This window comes from Streptomyces sp. DF42 (assembly GCF_058267695.1).
In genome coordinates this window covers 4,151,420-4,168,030 of sequence record NZ_CM177859.1, presented here as the reverse complement: position 1 = coordinate 4,168,030, position 16,611 = coordinate 4,151,420, and the positions used below count along the sequence as shown (strand labels likewise).

Annotated in this window: 15 protein-coding genes and 1 pseudogene; 8 read left to right on the top strand and 8 right to left on the bottom strand. The window is 70.9% G+C overall.

What is annotated here, in order from left to right; translation table 11 throughout:
• The first annotated feature begins 179 nt into the window (after nt 1-179).
• Nucleotides 180-1,037 (top strand): GNAT family N-acetyltransferase, encoded by an 858-nt coding sequence (locus ACYUED_RS18820; protein ID WP_491293438.1) that lies wholly within the window; start codon nt 180-182, stop codon nt 1,035-1,037.
• A gap of 4 nt (nt 1,038-1,041) precedes the next feature.
• Here the strand turns inward: ACYUED_RS18820 and ACYUED_RS18815 are convergent, their stop codons facing one another.
• From ACYUED_RS18815 to ACYUED_RS18805, 3 genes are all read right to left on the bottom strand, one after another.
• Complete coding sequence (locus ACYUED_RS18815; protein WP_491293437.1) at nt 1,042-1,707, bottom strand: pyridoxine/pyridoxamine 5'-phosphate oxidase; 666 nt, start codon at nt 1,705-1,707, stop codon at nt 1,042-1,044.
• A gap of 184 nt (nt 1,708-1,891) precedes the next feature.
• On the bottom strand, nt 1,892-4,789 hold the full coding sequence (locus ACYUED_RS18810) for a glycosyl hydrolase family 95 catalytic domain-containing protein (RefSeq protein WP_491293436.1): 2,898 nt from the start codon (nt 4,787-4,789) through the stop codon (nt 1,892-1,894).
• Nucleotides 4,790-5,352: 563 nt separating this feature from the next.
• Nucleotides 5,353-6,522 (bottom strand): thiolase C-terminal domain-containing protein, encoded by a 1,170-nt coding sequence (locus ACYUED_RS18805; protein WP_491293435.1) that lies wholly within the window; start codon nt 6,520-6,522, stop codon nt 5,353-5,355.
• 104 nt (nt 6,523-6,626) lie between these two features.
• Between ACYUED_RS18805 and ACYUED_RS18800 the strand changes: the two genes are divergently transcribed.
• The 3 genes and pseudogenes from ACYUED_RS18800 (at nt 6,627) to ACYUED_RS18790 (ending at nt 9,080) form a co-directional block, all read left to right on the top strand.
• Nucleotides 6,627-7,811 (top strand): acyl-CoA dehydrogenase family protein, encoded by a 1,185-nt coding sequence (locus tag ACYUED_RS18800; RefSeq protein ID WP_491293434.1) that lies wholly within the window; start codon nt 6,627-6,629, stop codon nt 7,809-7,811.
• Nucleotides 7,812-8,132: 321 nt separating this feature from the next.
• Nucleotides 8,133-8,651: pseudogene (locus ACYUED_RS18795) on the top strand (transposase family protein); the annotation flags it as partial.
• Between the two features lie 15 nt (nt 8,652-8,666).
• Nucleotides 8,667-9,080, top strand: a complete 414-nt coding sequence (locus ACYUED_RS18790) for a nitroreductase family deazaflavin-dependent oxidoreductase (protein WP_491293433.1) — start codon at nt 8,667-8,669, stop codon at nt 9,078-9,080.
• Nucleotides 9,081-9,086: 6 nt separating this feature from the next.
• Here ACYUED_RS18790 and ACYUED_RS18785 read toward each other — a convergent pair whose 3' ends face one another.
• Both ACYUED_RS18785 and ACYUED_RS18780 read right to left on the bottom strand, forming a co-directional pair.
• Complete coding sequence (locus ACYUED_RS18785) at nt 9,087-9,356, bottom strand: hypothetical protein (protein ID WP_491293432.1); 270 nt, start codon at nt 9,354-9,356, stop codon at nt 9,087-9,089.
• Between the two features lie 67 nt (nt 9,357-9,423).
• Nucleotides 9,424-10,044 (bottom strand): LysE family translocator, encoded by a 621-nt coding sequence (locus ACYUED_RS18780; RefSeq protein WP_491293431.1) that lies wholly within the window; start codon nt 10,042-10,044, stop codon nt 9,424-9,426.
• An 82-nt stretch (nt 10,045-10,126) separates the two neighbouring features.
• Here ACYUED_RS18780 and ACYUED_RS18775 point away from each other — a divergent pair, with 82 nt between their 5' ends.
• Nucleotides 10,127-10,594, top strand: a complete 468-nt coding sequence (locus ACYUED_RS18775) for an Lrp/AsnC family transcriptional regulator (RefSeq protein ID WP_491293430.1) — start codon at nt 10,127-10,129, stop codon at nt 10,592-10,594.
• Nucleotides 10,595-10,663: 69 nt separating this feature from the next.
• Here ACYUED_RS18775 and ACYUED_RS18770 read toward each other — a convergent pair whose 3' ends face one another.
• Entirely contained in the window at nt 10,664-11,299 is a 636-nt protein-coding gene (locus ACYUED_RS18770; RefSeq protein WP_491294322.1) for a TetR family transcriptional regulator, read from the bottom strand.
• Between the two features lie 135 nt (nt 11,300-11,434).
• On the opposite strand from ACYUED_RS18770, the gene kbpA reads away from it, so the two are divergent.
• From kbpA to ACYUED_RS18755, 3 genes are all read left to right on the top strand, one after another.
• Nucleotides 11,435-12,184 (top strand): AfsK-binding protein KbpA, encoded by a 750-nt coding sequence (gene kbpA, locus ACYUED_RS18765; RefSeq protein WP_491293429.1) that lies wholly within the window; start codon nt 11,435-11,437, stop codon nt 12,182-12,184.
• A gap of 169 nt (nt 12,185-12,353) precedes the next feature.
• On the top strand, nt 12,354-14,702 hold the full coding sequence (afsK, locus tag ACYUED_RS18760; protein ID WP_491293428.1) for a protein serine/threonine kinase AfsK: 2,349 nt from the start codon (nt 12,354-12,356) through the stop codon (nt 14,700-14,702).
• A gap of 140 nt (nt 14,703-14,842) precedes the next feature.
• Nucleotides 14,843-15,412, top strand: coding sequence for a hypothetical protein (locus ACYUED_RS18755; RefSeq protein WP_491293427.1), 570 nt, complete (start codon nt 14,843-14,845; stop codon nt 15,410-15,412).
• Nucleotides 15,413-15,418: 6 nt separating this feature from the next.
• Here ACYUED_RS18755 and ACYUED_RS18750 read toward each other — a convergent pair whose 3' ends face one another.
• Both ACYUED_RS18750 and ACYUED_RS18745 read right to left on the bottom strand, forming a co-directional pair.
• Nucleotides 15,419-16,192 (bottom strand): enoyl-CoA hydratase/isomerase family protein, encoded by a 774-nt coding sequence (locus ACYUED_RS18750; RefSeq protein ID WP_491293426.1) that lies wholly within the window; start codon nt 16,190-16,192, stop codon nt 15,419-15,421.
• Entirely contained in the window at nt 16,189-16,605 is a 417-nt protein-coding gene (locus ACYUED_RS18745) for a Zn-ribbon domain-containing OB-fold protein (protein ID WP_491293425.1), read from the bottom strand. Before ACYUED_RS18745 ends, ACYUED_RS18750 begins: the two co-directional genes overlap by 4 nt.
• Between the last annotated feature and the right edge of the window lie 6 nt (nt 16,606-16,611).

Below are 16,611 nucleotides of genomic sequence, written 5' to 3'. Positions count from 1 at the left end.
CTTCACTTCGGACCAACGTCCGGTGCTTAACACTCTGGGCGAATGGACGCGTTTGATGCACCACGCGTATACCGGGTGATTACCTCGCAGACTGCTACGCGAGCCCGGAGTTCTCCGTTCTTATCCGCTGGGCCCGTAATTCGGAGGCGTCGGACCCAGGGTGCGCGGGATCATGGGGCATGCAGCCCGACGACTGGCACTTCATCGACGACCTGGACGCCTTCCTCGCGCGCGCCGGCGACTTCCTCCGCTCGCGACCCGCCCTGCACACCGTCCCGCTGACGGTGACCGACGCGCTGCGCACGCGCGGAATAGGGGCCTACGGCCACGAGGCCCCCTGGTTCGGCGTGCTGGAGCGGGAGGGCGAGGTCCGCGCGGCCTACCTCCGCACCCCTCCCTACCGCCTGGCCGTCACGCCCCTCACTCCCGAGGAGGCGGACGCCCTCGCCGTCCATCTGACCGGCCTCGGCCGCCCCGTGCCGGGCGTCAACGGTGAGCGCGCCACGGCCGACGCCCTCGCCGAGGCCTGGCAGCGGCACAACGGCGCGACGGCCGAGCTGCACGAGCGCAACCGGCTGTACCGGCTCGGCACACCGGCGGAACCGGGGCCCGTGCCGGACGGCCGGGCGAGGATCGCCGGGGCGGCGGACCGGGACCAACTGGTGCGCTGGTACGGCGAGTTCATGGCAGCCGTGGGCCAGAGTCCGGACCGGGCCGAGAGCTGGGCCGACGCCCGTATCTCCTACGGTGGGATCACGTTCTGGGAGGACGCCGACGGCACCCCGCTCGCCATGGCCGGGTCCTTCCCGATGGTCGCCGGCCAGATCCGCGTCGCTCCCGTCTACACCCCGGCCCACCTGCGTGGACGCGGATACGCCGGGGCGGTCACGGCCGAGGTCGGCCGGGCCGCGGTGGCGGCGGGCGCGGACGAGGTCCTGCTGTTCACGGACCTCGCCAACCCGACCAGCAACGCCCTGTACCAGCGCATCGGATACCGCCCGGTGGCCGACTTCTCGGTCTACGACTTCACGGCGTGAGCGCTTACGGCCACAGCAGCTGCCTCGACCAACTTGCTTCTCCACGACGGTAGTTCAGCCGTACGTGCCGTCGCCGTTCGTCGCCCTGGAAGAACTCCACCGCGTCAGGGCGGAGGCGGTAGAGGGTCCAGGTCGGGACGGGTGCGTCCGGTTCCTGCCGGGCGCGTTCCCAGGCCGCCTGCGATGCCTGCGCCAACTCCGCCGCCGAGCCCAGGACTTCGCTCTGACGGCCGGTGAGCGCGGCGGCGAGGGCTCCGGTCGAGCGGGCGTGCAGGTCCCCCTGGGACTCCGTCGCCGGCGCGGCGGTGACCGGGCCGCGCACCCGGACCTGGCGGCCCAGCACCGGCCAGTAGAAGACGAGGGCCGCGTAGGGGCGGGCCGCCAGCTGCCCGCCCTTGCGGCTCGTCGCGTGCGTCGCGAAGGCCCAGCCGTCCGCGTCCGCGCCGTGCAGCATGACGATCCGTACGTCCGGGTGGCCGTCCGCGTCCGACGTGGCCAGGGACATGGTGTGCGGCTCCGGCTGCCCGGCCGCCACCGCCTCCGCGAACCACGTGGTGAAGAGGGGGAGTGGTTCGGCGGGGGCGGTCGCCGGGTCGAAGGGAGGCAGCTCCGTGACCTCCGGGTCCCACACGCGCAGCGACCTCAGTAGTTCATGAAGATCTGTTGCCATGCGTCGAGTATCACCTGCGGATCCGCCGGCGCTTCGTTGCGTTCCTTCGGGCGGATCGGGGTGGTGCCTGGGCGGTGTGTCGGGTGTGCGGTGGCAACGTCGGGCGCCGCCACCTGCCGGTAGGCGTGGATGACGGCCGGTGTCGTTCGGCACCGGCCGCCCCTCGGCCGATCTCCCGCTGCCGTCACACCCCCACGGGTTGCCATTCCTGGTTGGAGCCGCTGTTGGCGGGCCACTGGATGACCTTGGCGCCGTCGGCGGTGGAGCCGCTCTGGACGTCTGCGCACAGTCCGCTCTTGATGTTGACGAGGCGGTAGTAGCCGCTGGTGGCCGCCGGAACGAGCTTCCACCACTGGTTGGTGCCGTTGGCGTCCGAGTTCTGGTCCAGGGCTGTGCCGCTGCTGGTGGAGCTGCCCGGGACGTCGAGCACCTTGCCGCTGTTGACGTTGGACAGGCGATAGGAACCGTCGTAGTCGGGCAGGAGCTTCCACTGCTGGCTGGCGCCGGCGGACGACGTGGACTGGATGATCGCGCCGCCGTTGGCGGTCGAGCCGCCCGAGACGTCCATGGCCTTGCCGCTCCTGCGGTTGACCAGCTTGAAGGGGCCGGTCAGCAGGCCGATCGCGATCGTGGTGCTCGTTCCTGCGGTCAGCGACACGATGCGGGCGTGGTTGCCCAGGGCCGACTTGGCGACGGTGGCTCCGGTGCTGATGGATGTGATGCCGCGCCGGCAGATGAAGGTGATGTTCTGGTCGATGTCGGAGGTGAGCTTGACGGTGGCGGTACGGGCCGTCGTGTCCCAGGTCAGGGATTCGACGGTGATGCGGTTGCGGCCGCGGACGCCCTTGATGGAGCCCTTGTCCAGCTGGTCGGGGAGGGCGGGGAGGATCTCAAGGACACCGGGGCGGGTGTAGACGAGTGCTTCGCCGAGGATGGCGGGGATGGTGTTGGCGGCGTCGCAGTTGTAGATGTCCAGGTTGGGGTTGTGGGAGGTCATGAGACTCCGCCACACCATGTTCTTGCCGTAGATCTTCAGCAGGTTGCCGTGGACGCCGGGGCCGTCCTTCAGGCGGGCGCGGGCCAGCGCCCGGTGGAGGCTGCCGTGGGCGGAGTAGTTCTGGTCTCCTCGCTTGTCCAGGGCCGTGCGGGCGTACTTGACCAGGTCGGGCTTGTCCTCGGGGTTGATCTCGTGCAGCGGCCAGGCGCCGTAGAGGTGCTGGACGTGCCGGTGGTCGTAGCGGTCGGTCAGGCCCGGCCAGGACCACTCGGCGAGCGCCCCGTCGCTGTTGACGGTGTAGTCGGGCAGCTTGGCGAGCAGGGCGGTCCAGCGGGCCACGCCCTTGCCGCTGCCCTGTTCGAGACCGAGTTCGTTGGCGGCGTCGATCGCGGCCTGGAGGGCGTGCCGGCCGGCCATGATGTCGCCGGTGGCGTTGATGGAGAACGCCTGGCTGGTGCTGGTCGGGGTGTTCTCCATGGAGTAGGAGGGGACGAAGACGGCCTTGCCGCTGGAGTCGGTGCGGGTGAGGAAGTCCTCGTAGAACAGGGCCAGTTCCATCAGGGCCGGGCCGAGCTTGTTCTTCAGGAAGGCGCTGTCACCGGTGACCTGGTAGTACTCCAGAAGCGGGTAGAGCAGCCAGTCGGCGCCGCCGGTCCAGGCCTCGCCGGGGAAGCTGCCGCTGTTGAAGTGCAGCATGTGCCCGTACTCGCCGTCGGTGCGGGACGGGGCGAGGAAGCCGCGGGCGCCGTAGAGGTTGGTGGCGTTGTCGCGCCAGTGGGCGAGCTGGCCGAGGATGAGGTCGAAGTAGCCCTGCATGGCGTCGCCGAGGTCGAGGATGTTGCCGCCGGCGACCTGCAGGTTGATGTTGGCGTCGGTGGTGAAGTCGTCGGCCCAGGAGCCGTTCCAGGTGCCGGTCCAGATGCCGGTCAGTCGTGGTGGCAGGACACCGGAGGAGCTGATGAACAGGTAGCGCCCGGAGTCGTACATCCGCTCCAGCAGGGCGATGTCGACGGCGGACGCGTTGTTCTTCTGGCGGGTGAGGAGGTCGCTGGTGGGCAGTCGACGGTCGGTGGTGGAGACGTTCAGGTCGATGCTGGAACGGTCGTACATCGCCTGGTGCAGCGCGGCGTGGCGGCCGAGGAGAGTGGCGTAGTCGGCGGTCAGCCCGGCCAGGGCGCTCTGCAGGGGTCGTGCGTTCCAGCCGGTCGAGGTCTCGTACCGGCCGAGCTTGGTCAGCAGCAGCACCTTGGTGGCCTTGGCGACCACGAGGGTCTGCCCGCTGACCGTGACCGAGGCGTTGGATCCGGAGACGACCGCGCGGGTGACACCCTCGAAGCCGTAGGCGCCGCCGGAGGGATAGGTGCCGCGCAGGTTGAGATAGCCGTCGCCGCCGCTCACCGCGGCGGTGGTGGTGTAGGAGACGGTGGTCGGCGCACCGTCGAGCGCGGTGTTGACGCTGATGGTGGTGTCCACGGTGCGGCCGGTGGCGGGCAGCAGCTCGTGGACGATGACCTTGTCGGCGCGGGAGACGAAGACGTGGCGCTTCCAGGTGCCGTACTGGTCGGTCCAGGTGTGGGTGACTTCTCCGGTGCGGAAGTCGGTGATGCGGGCGAAGTCGTTGACGGTGGTCATGCCGGGTGTGCTCAGCTGCAACTCGTAGCCGGGGTGGAAGGTCTGCGTCCAGCGCAGGCTCCAGCCGTTGGCGAAGGTTGAGGAGGCTCCGGCGTAGTCGCCTGCCAGCGCCTTGTCCCGGGCGGCTTCGAGCTTGCCGGAGATCACCGGGGGCATGACGCTCCGGCTGCCGTTGGGCAGCACGAACCGGTGGTGATTGAAGATCATTTTTTCGAGGGTCGGCGCACCGTAGTAGACGGCCCCGTACTCGCCGTTGCCGCTCAGGAAACCGTCGGTCCAGGCGGAGGCCGCGGCGTTGTCCCAGATGCCCCGGGCGGGGAGGGTGACCTGGGGCGGTACGGCCGCGGCGGCCCGGTCGGCGAAGAAGAGACCGGGCAGGGCCGTGGCGCCGGTGGCCAGGGCGGCGGCCGTAATGAAGCGCCGGCGGTCGAAGGGGCGGTCAGGCAGCTCCATGGTGGCGAACTCCGTTGTCTGAATATGGGCGCGGCTCAAGCATGGGTCGTGGAAGTGAGGTGTCGAACGGGCACCCTGCGGGGCGACGGGGTGGCCCGGAGGCCTTGGTGGCCCGGGCGCTACTCGGCTACTCCTCACCGATACATTGGATGAATTAAGTACGGTGGGTGAGGGGTCTGTCTAGTGGTGGGGCTCCACTTATGACAATCAGCGACAGTTGCAGGCACAAAGCAACATTTGAACGTCCAGACATTGGATGTATTTCGGGGCTGCGTACCGAGGAAGAGAATCCTGCATCGCCGCCGGAAGCGTTGACGGCGGTAGCGCAACCGCCTATGTTGCCTACTCGAAAAGCGTCAACGTCCAACATTTGCGCACGCTGTCCACCAGGGGCGGGGGCAGGGGGCAGGGGGCAGGGGCGGCGCGTTGGCGAAGGGTCGAGGTCCTGACTGCCGTGATGACCGGAGCGGCGACGTTGGGGTGCCCCGCTGGTACGTGCAATCGCCCACCGGCGGATGCTCGCGGCGGGCCGGGCCGCCCGCCCCGCCGCGAGCCCGGGCTCCTCACCTGCCCAGTACCACCGTCCCCGAGGAGCAGAACCAGCCCCCGGTGCCGGACGCCACCCCCAGGCGCGGCAACTCCCCGTCGGAGCCGCGCACTTGCCGCGCCCCCGCCTCCCCCCGCAGTTGCCGTACCGCCTCGACCAGCAGGAACAGCCCCCGCATCCCGGGATGTTGAGCCGACAGCCCGCCTCCGTCCGTGTTCACCGGCAGCTCCCCGCCCTCGACCCTGAGCCGCCCCTTCTCCACGAACGCCCCGCCCTCCCCCTTGGCGCAGAACCCGAGATCCTCAAGGGTCACCAGCGTCATGTACGTGAAGGCGTCGTAGATCTGCGCGAAGTCCATCTCCTCGGGCCGCAGTCCCGCCCGCTCGAACGCCAGCCGTCCGCTCACCGCCGCCGGGGACACCGTGAAGTCGGCCCACTCGGACAACGCGGCGTGCGAGACGTGCTCCCCGGTGCCGAGCACCCAGACCGGAGCGGTACGGCAGTCCCGTACGTACTCCTCGGCCGCCAGCAGCACCGCCGCCCCGCCGTCGGAGCGGATGCAGCAGTGCAGCTTCGTGAACGGGTCCGCGATCATCGGGCCGGACAGCACCTCGTCCACCGTGACGGGGGTGCGGAACATCGCGTCCGGGTTCAGTGCGGCGTTCGCCCGTGCCTGCACCGCGACCTGCGCCAACTGCTCGATCGTCGTGCCGTGTTCGATCATGTGGCGGCGGGCCGCCATCGCGTACTTGGCGATGAGGGTGTGGCCGTAGGGGACCTCGAACTGGAGCGGGCCCCGGGCGCCGAAGGAGAGGTTTCCGGTGCGGCGGCCCGCCTTGATGTCGGCGCGGGCGGTGGAGCCGTAGACCAGCAGCACCGCGTTCGCGTGTCCGGCCGCGATCGCGTCCGCCGCGTGGGCCGCCATCACCTCCCAGGTGGAGCCGCCCACGGCTGTGGAGTCGACCCAGGTGGGGCGTAGGCCCAGGTACTCGGCCACCTCGACGGGCGCGAGAGTGCCGAGCCCGGCGGACGCGAAGCCGTCCACCACCTCCCGGCCGAGCCCCGAGTCCGCCAGGGCGCGGCGGGCCGCCTGGGCGTGCAGGGCGTACGGGGTCGCGTCGTCCACCCGGCCGCAGTCGGACAGGGACACACCGACCACCGCCACTTTCCGGCTCCCGGACGTCATGCGAGGCCTCCTGCCCCTGGGCATATCGCTTCGGTCCTCCTAATATGACGGGCCGTCAGATTCAGAGGAAGAGGCAAGAGTGAAAGGGAAGAAGGGGGAGAGTCATGGACGCCGGCTTCACCGCTGAGCAGGGCGAGATCCGCCGCACCCTGCGCGAACTGCTCCGCAAACGCTGCGGCCCCGAGGAGCTGCGCGCCGCCCTCGACACCCCCGCCGGACACGACCCGGCCCTGTGGACCGCCCTCGCCGACCAGCTCGGACTGCCCGGCCTGGCCCTCCCGGAGGCGTACGGTGGCGCCGGCTGCTCGGTGACCGAACTCGCCCTGGCCGCAGAGGAGACGGGCCGTGTGCTCGCCCCCTCGCCCTTCCTCGCCTCGGCTGCCCTCGCCGCACCGGTGATCCTCGCCCTCGGCACCGACGCCCAGCGCGCCGCTCTGCTGCCCCGTATCGCCGCGGGCGGCCTGACCGCCACCCTCGCGGTCCAGGGTGCCGCCCTCGCGACCGCTCTCGCCCTCACCGGCACGGGTGGCGGCGACTGGGCGGGCGGCGGCCGGGCGGGGGGCGTGCAGGCCCGCAGAGCGGGGGAGGGCTGGCGGCTGTTCGGGCAGGTCGACCAGGTGCTGGACGGGCACAGCGCGGAGCTGCTCGTGATCGCCGCCCACGCCGGCGGCTTCGCCCGCTCGCGCACCCTCCTGTTCCTCGTGACGGGGGAGGCGACCGGTCTCGTACGCGTACGGCAGACCGCGCTCGACGCGACCCGGCCGCAGGGGCGCGTCCAACTACGGGACGTGGAAGCGAGGTTGCTGGGGTCGGAGAGTTCTGACGTGCTCGGCGCGCTGGCCGACGTCGGCGACCGCGCGGCGGCCGTCCTCGCGGGCGAGGCCGTCGGGGCCGCCGACCACGCGCTGGAGGGGACCGTCGAATACGTCAAGCAGCGCGAGCAGTTCGGGCGGGCCGTCGGGTCCTTCCAGGCCGTGAAGCACCGGCTGGCCGACGTGTACGTCCAGGTGCAGGCGGCGCGTTCGGCCGCCTACTACGCGGCCTGGGCGGCGGCTCATGGCGAGCGGGCGGGCGGGCTCGCCCTCGCGCAGGCCCTGGAGGCGTTGCGTGCTGCCGCCGCCGAAGGGATCCAACTGCACGGCGGCATCGGGTTCACCTGGGAACACGAGGCCCATCTGTACTTCAAGCGCGCCGCCGGTGACGAGCTGCTGTTCGGCCCGGCGCACCGGCTGCGGGCGCACGCCGCCGACGCGGCACGACTCTTCGAGGGCAGGGAGGTGACGGTGTGATCGGCGTGCGGGTGGTGCAGAAGGTCTCGTCGACGCGGGTGCCAACTGCTGGCAGCGGAAGGTTGTTGAGTGTGCGTAACCATGAGGGAGTGGTGGCGTTATCAGCATATGAACCTGACGGAGTGGGCGCGGGCGCAGGGGGTGAACCCGCATACGGCATATCGCTGGTTTCATGAGGGCGCCTTGCCGGTGCCCGCGCGCCGGGTGGGGCCGCGCACGATCCTGGTGAACATCGAAGCGAACACCTCACCCTCGGTGACCGGTGGTGTAGGTCTGTATGCCCGCGTTTCCTCGCACGATCGGAAGCCGGACCTGGAGCGGCAGAACCTGGACTTCACCGCCGAGAAGACCCGCGAGAAGCACGGCCGCAAGAAGCGGTTCCGGCAGCTCATCTCCGGCATCCCGACAGGCAAGCTCAAGGCCCGTCTGGTGTCCATGGCCGCCGAGCACGGCCTGTCGATCGTCGCGGTCGACCCGGCGTACACGTCGATGTGGGGCGACCAGCATTGGCGTAAGCCCCTGGCCGGCAAGACTCGCAAGATGTCCCGGCACGACGCTGCGAGCGTCGCGATCGGGCGACGCGCCCTCGGGCACCCGATCCGGCGACGGACGGCACCGCCCCCGCAGCACCAGAGCGATGCTGTGGGGCATCGGACCGCCCAGGCCGGACCAGGCGCACGAGGGCATGAGGGAACCCGCCCACCCGTCACGGAGCGTGCACACGATGCACGCAGCCGGACGGGGACACAGCGAACGCGGGAGACCAGCGCATCCAACACCGTTCGGGATGCGCGCAGTTCCAGGAGCTGGCAGCAAATGTCACTCCTGGACACTGTTTAGGAACGGTTCAGCAAGGTGGCCCCGCATCTCCTTCCCACGCTCGACCGGGCCGTCCACCGGCTCACGCGCGGGAAGGTACTGCTCAGCGCGCAGATTCTGCCGGGCCTGATCCTCACGTCCACGGGGGCGCGCAGCGGACTGCCCCGCCGCACCCCGCTCGCCTGCATGCCCGAGGACGGCGGGCGCAGCTGGATCCTCATCGGCTCCAACTTCGGCCGCACCGACCACCCCGCCTGGACCCACAACCTCCTCGCCCACCCGGACGCCGAGGTCAGCTGGAAGGGCGCGGACATCCCCGTCCACGCCCTGCTGCTGGAGGGGGAGGAACGGGCGGCGGCCTGGAAGACGCTGGCCTTCTGGCCGCCGTATGCGACGTATCAGGCTCGGGTGGAGCGGGAGATACGGCTTTTCAGGATCGTACGGAGATAGCCGGTGTCAGTGGGACGACTGGTTCTGGGTGCAGGCCACGTCGTACTGGGAGACCGAGTGCACGTTCTTGGAATTCTGGGGCTGCTCGCCCGCGTAGTGGGTGCCGGCGTTGCCGTCGGGGTTGAAGGCCGAGCCGGGGGCGCTGGAGGAGTTTCCGGGAGGGTGGGGGGTGTCCTCGCAGGACGCGCCTGGCTGGGCGGCGAAGGCGATGCCCGCGCCTCCGGTGACCAGGGCGGCCGAGGCCATGGCGACGGCCGCGCGCTTCAGGAGGTTCATGATCGCCTCTCCTTTCGCGGAGTACGTGCCCATACGTACGTGAACCGGGCGCGGAGTGTTCAACGAGCTACAAGGTAGCCAGCCGCTGCACCAGCAAAAACGCCCCGATCCCCAGCATCGCCGCCCCCGACGTACGCGTCACCGCGCGGGCCGCGGACGGGCGGGCGCCCAGGACGGCCCGGGCGCCGAGGCCGACCGTGAGGTAGACGGCGGCGCAGCATGCCATGTGGAGCAGGCCGAGGGTGGCGGTCTGTACGGGGACGGGCAGGCCGCCGTGGGTGGTCAGGAACTGGGGGAGCAGGGAGAGGTAGAGCAGCAGGCCCTTGGGGTTGAGGCCGCTGATCGTCGCGCCCCGGAGGAAGACGCGGGCGCGGGAGGTGTCCGCCGGTTCGCCCCCCGCCCCCGGCGCTCCCGGGTTGCGCAGCACCCCCCACCCCAGCAGCACCAGATACGCCGCGCCCGCCACCGTCAGCGCGGTCAGCAGCCGCGGTTCGCCCGCCACCAGTACCGCGAGCCCGGCCACGGCCAGTGCCGTGTGCAGCGCGTACCCGGCGACCAGACCGCCCACCGCCCACCCGACGGAACGGCCGCGCAGGCCCGCCGAGATCGCATACGCCCAGTCGGCACCCGGCACGCACACCAGCAGGAGGTCGAGGGCGAGGAAGGAAAGCAGCAGTCCGGGGTCCATGTGAGCGAAATTAGGCGTGAAGGGCCCGAAAGTGTTCCCGAAGTTTGCCCATGATCGCTGACTCAGTGGAAAGATCTGCCTCATGGACGATGTGGACCGGAAAATCCTTGCCGAGCTTCAGCAGGACGGGCGGCTGACCGTGACCGAGCTGGCCGCGCGGGTGCGGCTCAGCGTCTCGCCCTGCCACCGGCGACTGCGGGAGCTGGAGCGGTCGGGAGCCATCAGCGGATACCGCGCCGTCGTCGCCCCCGCGGCCGTCGGGCTGACCTTCGAGGCGCTGGTCTTCGTCTCCATGCGGCAGGAGGACCGGGAGACGGTCGCCGAGTTCGAGAGGGCCCTCGGGGAGGTGGACGAGGTGCTGGAGGCGCAGCGGCTGTTCGGGGAGCCGGACTATCTGCTGCGGGTCGTCGCAGCCGACCTCGCGGCCTACCAACGGCTGTACGACGAGCGGCTCGCCAGCCTGCCGGGGGTGCAGAAGCTGACCTCGACGCTGGTGATGAAGCACGTGGTGAAGGACCGTCCGCTGCCCGCACAGCAGAGCAGGCGGTGATCCACGGGAGCGTGAACCACCGCCTGCCAGACAGGACTTGGGGACCTGGAAAGAGACGTGTGACGTGTGTTACCTCGTCGGCTTCCTGCCCGTCACGCCCAGGTGTACCAACAGCGCCAGATTCGGCTTGAGTTCAGCCTGTTTGACGCCCCAGGTCTGGAAGCCCTTCTGGTGCGAGGCGACGGCCGCGAGCATCGCGACCAGCGAACCGGCGACCGCCGCCGGGTTCACTTCCTTGTCGACCCTGCCCTTGGACTGCAGTTCGGCGACCGAATCCGCAAGGGAGTTGTTCACCGAGTTAAGGATCTTCATGCGGAGTTTGTAGAACCGCTTGTCGCCCTCGGCCGCACCGAGGTCGACGACGCGCAGGATCGCGTCGTTCTTGCGCCAGAACTCCAGGAAGCCGTCCACGAGTTCCTGCGCGGTCTGCCAGCCGGCCTTGCCGACCCACGACCGTCCTTCGAGCAACTCGGTCAACCCGGCGCCCTCGGCGGCCATTTGCTCGGCGATCTCCAGGACGGCGCCCTCCACGTCCGGGAAGTACTGGTAGAAGGTCGCGGGCGAAGTGCCCGCCTTCCGGGCGACATCGATGACTTTGACGTCCCGATAGGGGGAGGAGCTGAGCATCTCGCTGAGGCAGTCGAGCAGCTTCTGCCGGGTCGCCTGCCCACGCCGGCCGGCCACGCGGCCGTCGACGGTACGCACTTGTCCTGTCATGTCGTCAGCTTACCGAGGGGTGATCGGAGCGCGATTCGGCCGACTGCAAATGGGGTGCATGAGTGCACAGGGACGGGTGTGCCTGGTCCTGCGGGGTGCGTGAGACGCCGTTAGTTTGGCGGTATGGCCGAAAACAGGGCATCCGCGTACGGAGAGGGCGTCCCGTGCTGGGTGGACGCGCAGCTTCCCGACGTGGAGGCGGGCAAGCGGTTCTACGGAGAGCTCTTCGGGTGGAGCTTCGAAGACCGGCCGGAGTGGTCCGGCGGCACGGTGTGGGCGCTGCGCAGGGGGGAGCCGGTCGCCGCGCTGGCCCGTAAGACGGACGGCCGGCTGCCCACCGTGTGGACCGTGTACTTCGCGACGCCCGACGCCGAGGCGCTGGCCGACCGGGTCTGGGCCGCCGGCGGACAGGTCGTGACGGCACCCGTACCGGTCGCGGAGCTGGGCACGACGGCGCTGGTCACCGACTCCGAGGGGGCCGTGTTCGGTCTGTGGGAGCCGGGCGACCACACCGGCTTCGGCAGGCGGCACGAGCCCGGCACCTTCGCCTGGGCCGAGCTGTACGCCCGGGACACCGAGGCCGCCAACACCTTCTACAGCGAGCTCTTCCACGACGCCCTGTTCGGGCCGGACGCCAGGCCCGACTTCGGCCGGGCGCCCGTGGCGGAGGTCTTCCCGGCCGAGATGCCGCCCCACTTCGTCGTCCACTTCGGTGTGGAGGACTGCGAGGACGCGCTCGGGACGGTGAGCCGTCTCGGTGGTCGGATCCAGGCGCCACCATTCGAGACGTCCTACGGAAGGGTGGCCGTCGTCACCGACAATCAGGGGGCGTCGTTCGCCGTTTTGGAACGACGGAACCAGACCGAGCAGTGAGACCCGCCGTTTTGGGGTGAGACATCCCGAATGAGTCCCGGGTTCGCAACCAGTGCCCGGGACAGGAAGAATCGGGGTGCGCACCGCCATGGCGGTGCGCAGGTGAGACGCTGCACGGGGTCGCGCACAGATGTGACCGGCGCGGCCCGTACGGGGAGGTGGCAGGCAAGTGGTGGATCAGCTGACACAGCACGATCCGCGGCGAATCGGTCCGTTCGAGGTGCTGGGACGGCTCGGTGCCGGCGGCATGGGGCTGGTCTATCTCGCGCGCTCGGCGTCCGGCCGGCGCGTGGCGATCAAGACGGTCCGTACGGAGCTCGCCGAGGACCAGCTGTTCCGCGTCCGCTTCTCGCGCGAGGTCGAGGCCGCCCGGGCGGTCTCCGGCTTCTACACGGCGGCCGTGGTCGACGCCGACGCGCGGGCCGCCGTGCCGTGGCTGGCCACCGCGTACGTCCCCGCGCCCTCCCTCGAAGAGATAGTGAACGAGTGCGGGCCGATGCCGGCCCAGGCGGTGCGCTGGCTCGCGGCGGGTGTGGCCGAGGCGCTGCAGTCGATCCACGGCGCCGGTCTGGTGCACCGGGACCTGAAGCCGTCGAACGTCCTGGTCGTCGAGGACGGCCCCCGGGTCATCGACTTCGGTATCGCGTCCGGCGTATCGAACACACGTTTGACGATGACGAACGTGGCGGTGGGCACGCCCGCCTACATGTCGCCGGAGCAGGCGAAGGACTCCAGGAGCGTGACCGGAGCGAGTGATGTCTTCTCGCTCGGCTCGATGCTCGTCTTCGCCGCGACCGGACACCCGCCCTTCCACGGCGCCAACCCGGTCGAGACGGTCTTCATGCTGCTGCGGGAGGGCCCGGACCTGGAGGGCCTGCCGGACGAGCTGCGCCCGCTGATCGAGTCCCTCATGCAGATGGAGGCGACGGGCCGCCCCAACCCCGCCGACCTCCAGGCCCAGCTGGCCCCCCACCTCTTCGGCTCCGGCTCCGACGACAGCGGTACGGCGTCGGCGTGGCTGCCGGAGCGGGCGGTGAGCCTGATCGAGGGGCGGCGCAACGGCCGTCCGGCGGTGAAACCGGGACAGGGCTCGGGCCGCAGTGGCGGCGGCGCGCGACCGGCACCCCTGCCGCCCCCGCCCTCGCACGACCCCGTCGTACCGGCGTCCCCCGTGCCCGTCGGCGCCCCGGACACCGGCCCCGTCCGGCTCGCCGGAGCCCAGGTGCCCATCGGGCCCGGGCCGCGTGTCTCCGACGTCCGCGCCGCCGCCGTCAAGGCGCCCCCTCCGGAGGCCGCCCTGGCCGCCTCCTGGTCCAAACCGCGCCCCGGAGTCAACGGCGCCGACCCTGTCGTACCCGCACCGCTGCCCGTGGCCCCGGAAGCCGCGGCAGGCTGGCGCCCCTGGCGTTTCCGCATGTCGAACGACGTCTGGGGCACTCCCTCGGTGGCCGGCGACCTCGTCTACGTCACCTCCTTCGAGGTCCACGCCCTGGACGTGGCCACGGGCCGCCGGCGCTTCAAGACGCGGGACGTGGCCTGGTCGATGGCGGTCGCGGACGGCCGTATCCACGCCTCCGACGGGCCGTCGCTGTTCGCCCTGGACTGCCGCGAGGGCGCCGACCTGTGGCGGCTGTCCACGGACGCCTGGGTGTACTCGCTGAAGGCCGACCGGGGCACGGTCGTCACCGGCACGCGCGGCGGCGGCGTCCAGGCCCGCGAGGCCTCGACCGGCCAGAAACTGTGGGAGCTCACCGGGGCGCAGACCGACTTCGAGTCGCCCGAGTCCGGACCGGCCGTCCATGAGGGCACGGTGTACGTCTGGCAGGACGCCAGGCTGCGCGCCCTGGACGCCCGTACGGGCGACGAGCGCTGGTCCTACCCGATCGGCGACGCGGCCTCCTGCGGCGGCGTACCGGTGCGGATCACGCACGCGCCGGACGGCTATGTGTACGTCTGTGCCGGCACCCGGGTCCTGGCGATCGACGTGGCGAGCGGCCGGGTGAAGTGGCACTTCGAGGCGCCCGCCGTCTTCCTCTCCCAGCCCACCTTCGCGCCGGGCCCCGCGGTCACCGGCGGCGGCGTCTACCTGGCCGACTACCTCGGCACGGTCTACGCCCTGGACGCCACCGACGGCCGCGACCGCTGGCGCATCGCCACCGAGTCCCGGGCGTCCGTCGAGCCGGTCCTGGTGGCGGGCGGACATGTGCACGTGGGCAGCGGCAAGGGGCTGTACACCCTGGACGCGGTCACCGGCACGCCCAAGTGGCGCTTCCAGGCGGGCGGCGAGATCGTCGGCGCCCCGGTGGTGGCCGAGGACCGCATCCACTTCGGGTCGACGGACCACCTGCTGTACACGCTGAAGGCCGACGACGGACGGCTGCGCTGGAAGCTCGCGACCGGCGGCGAGATCACCGGTTCGCCGGTGGTCAAGGACGGCGTCGTGTACGCGTGCAGCAAGGACCGGTGCGTGTACGCGCTGGACGCGGAGAAGGGCACGGGCACGGCCCGCACCGCATAGCCGGTGGTGTTCGGTGACGGCCGTCGTACGGGTTCACGGAAGGGGCCGGGCGGCGGCCGTCCACGGCAGACGCTACGCCGGGTACGCGGCGGTCGCCAGGCAGTGGCATGGCCGTGACATGCAGTCGATAGGGTCATGGCATGCATCTACGGGGGCGCGGTCTCAAGTACACAGCGGTACTGGCGTTCGTGGTCCTCTCGCTGACGGGGTTCACCGGGCGCAGCCACGGACACCACGGCATCGGGAAGAGCCACGGCATCGGGAGCAGCCACGGCGGCGGAGGTGGCTGCAGCAGTTCGGCGCAGGACCACGACAGTTCGTCGTCGAGCAGCCACAGGTACTACAACGATGACGACGATGACGACGATGACGACTACGACTCCTCCAGCGGCTCGTCCGGTGGTTCCGGAAGTACCTCGTACACGGCCGCGTCGCTGCAGGACGCCACGGTGAAGCTGGTGCGCTGCGCGAGCGCGAACGCGCCGTACGCGACCGTCGAGGTCACCAACCCGAACGCGGAAGCCGCGACCTTCTCCGTCAGCGTCATCTTCAAGGACAAGCGGGACGACTACGTCGTCACCGGGTTCGCGGACGTCGACGTGCCCGCGAACGACACGGCGACGGCGAAGGTGCAGGTCGGCAGCGCGAGCATGGTCGCCTCGGTCGACCACTGCGACGTCGACGAGGCGGCGCGGGCCAGCAGCAGCTGACCGGCCTCACCGCACCCGGAACCCCCCGCCGCGCCGCCCGGCGAACAGCTCCGCCTGGCGGTGCGCGGGCAGGTTGCCGAGGGAGACGAGATGCGGCGCCTGGGCGAACCCGGCGGTGAGTGCGGACTCCTTGGCGGCCCACAGCGCCCGCACGGTCCCCTGCACGCCCTCGGCCGGATATCCGGCGATCACGGTGGCACAGGCGGTCGCCGCGGCCAACGCCCCGCCGGGCTCGGTGAGTTCGGAGACCAGCCCGATGTCGTACGCCCGCCGGGCCCCGATCCGCTCCGCCGTGCCCATCAGCATCATCCGCGCGACCTCCCCGTGCGGCATGCGGTGCGCCATGAGGACCGACTCGTAGGCGCTGACCATGCCGTAGGTGGTGTGCGGGTCGAAGAAGGTGGCGCCGGTGTCGGCGACGAGGAAGTCCGACTCCCCGAGGAGATAGAAGGCGCCCCCGCAGGCCATGCCCCGCACGGCGGCCACGACCGGCTTCCACAGGTCGTTCGCCTTGGGGCCCACGCGCAGGAGCGGATCGTCGGCCATGTAGGGCGAGCCGGGCTGCGGTACCTCCGCGTCCCGGTCGAGGCCGGTGCAGAACGCACGCTCGCCACTGCCGGTGAGGACGACGGCGCGCACGGAGTCGTCGAACCTCAACTCCCGCCAGGTCCGCCGCAGTTCGTCGCGCATCGGCAGGTCGATGGCGTTGAGCCGCTCGGGCCGGTCGAGGGTGACGACGGCGACACCGGTGGCCTTGTCGGCGTTCACGCGCACGGTCATGGCCGCTCCAGGACCCACTGGGGCAGGCCGTCGCCGTCGAAGACGACCTGCACCCTGGCGCCGATCCGGATGCGCTCGGGCGGGACCGAGTCGAGCCGCGCGCCGGCCTCGGCGACCAGGTTGCCGACCAGGCGGATGCGCGGGGCCTCGGTGAGCTCGACGACGACGACGTTGTACGGCGCCTGCTGTGCGTAGTCGGGCAGCAGGGGCGGGTGCGGGACGACGTAGGACCAGATGCGCCCGTGTCCGTCGACCGGCCGCCACTCGCTCTCGAAGGACTGGCAGTGGGGGCAGCAGGGCCGGGGCGGGAAGCGGGGTTCGGCGCAGGCGGCGCAGGCCTGGACGCGGAGTTCGCCCTGGCGCGCGTAGCCCCAGAAGGGGGCGCCGTCGGCGTCGGTGACGGGGGTCAGCATGGGTGG